This is a genomic window from Corynebacterium sp. (assembly GCF_012837295.1).
Taxonomy (GTDB): domain Bacteria; phylum Actinomycetota; class Actinomycetes; order Mycobacteriales; family Mycobacteriaceae; genus Corynebacterium.
This window is the reverse complement of the sequence record NZ_DURI01000044.1, coordinates 1-4,415: the sequence shown is the minus strand read 5'-3', so window position 1 is coordinate 4,415 and position 4,415 is coordinate 1. Positions and strand designations below refer to the sequence as shown.

Sequence of the window (4,415 nt, the reverse complement as noted above, 5' to 3'; positions counted from 1 at the left end):
TCCTGGGCGTGATGCGCGGTTTGGCCGACGACGGCATGACCATGATGGTGGTCACCCACGAGATGTCCTTCGCCCGCGAGGTCGCCGATCAGGTCGTCTTCATGGATGACGGCGTCGTCGTCGAGGCCGGCCCGCCCGACGAGGTGTTGGGCAACCCCCGCGAGGACCGGACGAAGTCGTTCCTGTCGTCGCTCTTCTAGGCTGCCCTGTTCCAGGCAGGGATGGTCTGGGCGGCGCTGTCCGAGCTCGGCTGCTCCAACCGGCACCGGCTCCTAGAACATGCCGATGAGGCCGCGGACCAGAGTCACCGCCGCTCCGGTGGAGGCGACGATCAGCGCCAGCCGGCGGGCCTTGCGCACGTCGGTGCGCTTGGCGATGACGGTGCCGATCTTCAGGCCCGCCACCATGGCCACCAGGCCGATGGCCCACAGGTGCCACGGCGCGTGCGGGATGATCGGTTCGGCGGCCGACAATTCCTTCACCGCCAGCGACACGGCCCCGGAGACGAAGAACAGCGGCTGCAGCGTCGCCGCGAACGTCTTCTGCGGCCACCGGCTGGCCTGCGCGTAGACCGTGATGGCGGGCCCGGCGATGCCGGCCAGGGTGTTCATAAACCCGCCGGCGGCACCGGAGGCCATCGCGTAGCCGCGGCCGTCGATGCGCACGTGGTTGGGCATGATGGTGGTCACCGTCAGCCCCAACAGAACCAGAGCGCCGACGATGACCTGCAACGGCGCCGTCGGCGTGGAATGGACGACCCAGGCGCCCGGGATCGCCCCGGCGAGCATCACCGGGCCGATCAACCAGAACTTCCGCCAATCCACGTTCTCGCGCACCGACAGCGTCTGGAAGACGGCGTTGACGGCGGCGAGCACGTTGATGATCAGCACGCCCGCCACCGGCCCCACGATCAGGCTGAGCACCGGCGCGCCGATGAGCCCCAGCCCCATGCCCGACACGCGCTGCAGGCACGCCCCCGCCAGGGCAACCACGGCGATGACGAGCAACGCCCACGTCGAAAGGTCCATGGCGGGGAATGTTACCTCCCGTGCCAGGGCCGCCCGACGTGGGCGTGGGTCGTCGTAAAGCGGGAAAAGCTAGATGACGCTAGATGATGCCCTGCGCGAGCATCGCGTTGGCGACCTTCTTGAATCCGGCGATGTTCGCGCCGACGACGTAGTCGTGCTCGCGGTCGTAGGTCGCCGCGGTCTTCGCGCAGTTCTCGAAGATGTTGGACATGATGCCCTGCAGGCGCTCGTCCGTGTACTCGAAGGACCACGAGTCGCGGGTCGCGTTCTGCTGCATCTCCAGGGCGGAGGTGGCCACGCCACCGGCGTTGGCGGCCTTGCCCGGGGCGAAGTAGATGGAGGACTTGCGGAAGAAATCCACGGCCTCCGGCGTCGACGGCATGTTCGCGCCCTCGGCGACGTACTTGCAGCCGTTCTCCACGAGCATCTTGGCGTCGTCGCCGTTGAGCTCGTTCTGGGTGGCGCAGGGCAGCGCGACGTCGCAGGCGACCTCCCACACGTTGCCCTTGGCGTGGAACTCGGCGCCGTCGACCTCCTCGGCGTACTCGCCGACGCGGCCGCGACGGACCTCCTTCACCTCGCGGAGCAGCTCGACGTCCACGCCATTCGGGGTGGAGACGTAGCCGGAGGAGTCGGAGAAGGCGACGACGGTGGCGCCCAGCTGCTGCGCCTTCTGCATGGCGTAGATGGCGACGTTGCCGGAACCGGAAACGACGACCTTGGCGCCGGAGAGCGACTCGCCGTGCTCCTCCATCATGCGCTGGGTGAAGTACACGGTGCCGAAGCCGGTGGCCTCGGTGCGGACCAGGGAACCGCCCCAGGTCAGGCCCTTGCCGGTGAGGACGCCGGACTCGTGGCGGTTGTTCAGGCGGCGGTACTGGCCGAACAGGAAGCCGATCTCGCGGCCGCCGACGCCGATGTCGCCGGCCGGCACGTCGGTGTACTCGCCGATGTGGCGGTTGAGCTCGGTCATGAAGGACTGGCAGAAGCGCATGATCTCCAGCTCGGACTTGCCCTTGGGGTCGAAGTCGGAGCCGCCCTTGCCGCCGCCGATGGGCAGGCCGGTCAGGGAGTTCTTGAAGATCTGCTCGAAGCCGAGGAACTTGATGATGCCCAGGTTCACGCTCGGGTGGAAGCGCAGACCGCCCTTGTAGGGGCCGAGCACGGAGTTGAACTGGACGCGGAAACCGCGGTTGACCTGGACCTGGCCCTGGTCATCGACCCACGGCACGCGGAAAATGATCTGGCGCTCCGGCTCGCAGAGGCGCTGGACCAGGCCCTTCTCGCCGTACTCGGGATCCTTGGCGAGGACGATCTTCAAGGATTCGAGGACCTCGGACACGGCCTGGTGGAACTCGGGCTCACCCGCGTTCCGACGCAGCACGAGCTGGTAGAAATCGGAGACTCGATCGTCGACGTTCAACTAAGCACCTTTCTTCGCTCCCGTCCGGCGCACCTGCTCGACGCCGGGCCCCTGGGGCCCGCCGATTCACGGGACCGCGCGTGAAGCGCCGACCGGGACGGGGAGATGGTTTTTACCAACGTGCATTGTTTCATGCTCTTCGCCGACACGGAAACGCGCGGGGCGACCCCGTTACGCGCCGCCCCCAATGGTCACCCCCATTGATGGCCCGCGGAAATGGGCGGGAAACGGGCGCGAAACACGGCCGTAACATCGGCGGCGCCCGTCCCGCAAAAACTCGCTTGACGACGTGCCGATGTGAATCACGTCACTGCGGGGCGTCGTGGCGGCGGAGCGGAGCCCCTCAAGGGCGGACGGCGACCATCCACGGATAGCGGGCGACTTCTTCGAGCATGTCGTCGAACTCGCGGAGCACCGGGTCGTCGGGAAGCTCGGCCGCGGGAGTCAGCAGGCGCGACAGGTCCATGGTCAAGGCGTTGAGGGAGCCCTGCAGGCCGGCGAGGTCGAGCGTGTACCGGCGCATGACGCGGTCGCCGACGGGCTCGTCGGGGTTTTCGCGCTCCCACTGCTCGAGCAGCTGCTCGTCGACGGGCGCGTCGGAGACGATGACGTCGGCGTTGGAGATCTTCCCTTCGGCCTCCAGCTGTCCCAGACGCGCGGCGAAGGCGCGGGCGAGGTCGTCGGAGTCGGCGGGCGGAACAAGGCAATCGAATACGATGGCGGGCATGCCGGTAAGGGTACCCTCACCCGACGGCGTGCGCCATGATGGATTCATGGACCCCGACTTCAGCGCCGACGGCCCCGCCGACTTCACGGTCGTCTGCTGCCCCGACAGCTTCAAGGGCACCGCGACCGCCCGGGAGGCCGCCGAGGCGATGGCCGCCGGCGCCCGCGACGCCGGCGCGACCGCCATCGCGATCCCCATGGCCGACGGCGGCGAGGGCACCGCCGAATTGCTCGCCAACGCCTGGGCGGAGGAGCAGGGTCCGGTCGCCCATGATGTCCGCACCGTCGACGCCATCGGTCGGCCCATCCTGGCCCGCTGGTGGGGACCGGCGCCGGGCCGCGCGGTGCTGGACCTGGCCTCCGCGTCCGGGCTGCCCGCGGTCGCCGACGCGAAGGACCCGCTCGGCGCATCGACGTTCGGCACCGGCGAGGTCATCCTCGACGCGCTCGCCCACTGCGGAGCAGTCGGAGCGGACCGTGCCGTCGGGCCGGACATCACCATCTGCCTGGGCGGTTCGGCGACCACCGATGGCGGCGCCGGCCTCATCACCGCCCTCGGGGCGCGAATTCTCGACGAGTCCGGGGCGAACATCCCCTTCGGCGGCGCCGCGCTCGCTTCGGCCGCCCGCCTCGACCTCTCCGGCCTCGATCCCCGCGCCCGGCGCGCCACATGGCGACTGGTCCTGGACGTCACCACCCCTCCCCGCGACGCGCCCGCCGTCTTCGGCCCGCAGAAGGGCGCGACCGGCGAACAAGTCGCACAGCTCACCGAGGCGCTGCTCACGTGGTGCCGGCTCTGCGACGTCGACCCCGACCAACCGGGCTTCGGCGCGGCCGGCGCGACCCCGGTCGGCATCGCCGCCATCGCAGGCGCCGCCTCCGGAGGCGAGAACGCCGGCGCCCGCCTCTCCATCGAGCCCGGCGCGGCCCTCCTCGCCCGCGCCACGGGCCTGGCCGACATCATCGCCGAAGGCACGGCGGACCTCATCCTCACCGGCGAAGGCGCCATCGACGCCCAGAGCCACGTGGGCAAGGTCGTCGGCTGGATCGTCGACGCCGCAAGGACGGCGGACTCCCCCACGCCGGTCCATCTCATCGGAGGCTCGGTGGAAGACGGCGTCCCCGTCGTCAAGCGGGCACGCGGGGCCACCGCCCTGCCCGGCCCCCTGGAAGAGACCCGGGAACAGTTGCGCGAGGCCGCATATGAGGCGACGCTGCGGGCCGCCCGGAAAGCGGGG

4 protein-coding genes and 1 pseudogene are annotated in these 4,415 nt (G+C 69.8%); 2 read left to right on the top strand and 3 right to left on the bottom strand.

The window, feature by feature from the left end; all coding sequences use genetic code 11:
- Nucleotides 1–200 (top strand): annotated as a pseudogene (locus tag GX015_RS01510) (ectoine/hydroxyectoine ABC transporter ATP-binding protein EhuA); the annotation flags it as partial.
- Between the two features lie 72 nt (nucleotides 201–272).
- Here the strand turns inward: GX015_RS01510 and GX015_RS01505 are convergent.
- From GX015_RS01505 to GX015_RS01495, 3 genes are all read right to left on the bottom strand, one after another.
- Nucleotides 273–1,028 carry a sulfite exporter TauE/SafE family protein gene (locus GX015_RS01505; protein WP_291342258.1) on the bottom strand — a complete coding sequence of 252 codons (756 nt, stop codon included), beginning with the start codon at nucleotides 1,026–1,028 and terminating at the stop codon, nucleotides 273–275.
- 79 nt (nucleotides 1,029–1,107) lie between these two features.
- Entirely contained in the window at nucleotides 1,108–2,451 is a 1,344-nt protein-coding gene (gene gdhA, locus GX015_RS01500) for an NADP-specific glutamate dehydrogenase (RefSeq protein ID WP_291342257.1), read from the bottom strand.
- Between the two features lie 343 nt (nucleotides 2,452–2,794).
- Nucleotides 2,795–3,178, bottom strand: coding sequence for a hypothetical protein (locus GX015_RS01495; protein ID WP_291342256.1), 384 nt, complete (start codon nucleotides 3,176–3,178; stop codon nucleotides 2,795–2,797).
- A gap of 46 nt (nucleotides 3,179–3,224) precedes the next feature.
- On the opposite strand from GX015_RS01495, the gene GX015_RS01490 reads away from it, so the two are divergent.
- Nucleotides 3,225–4,415 (top strand): glycerate kinase (locus tag GX015_RS01490; protein WP_291342253.1); only part of this gene is annotated, 1,191 nt, incomplete at its 3' end.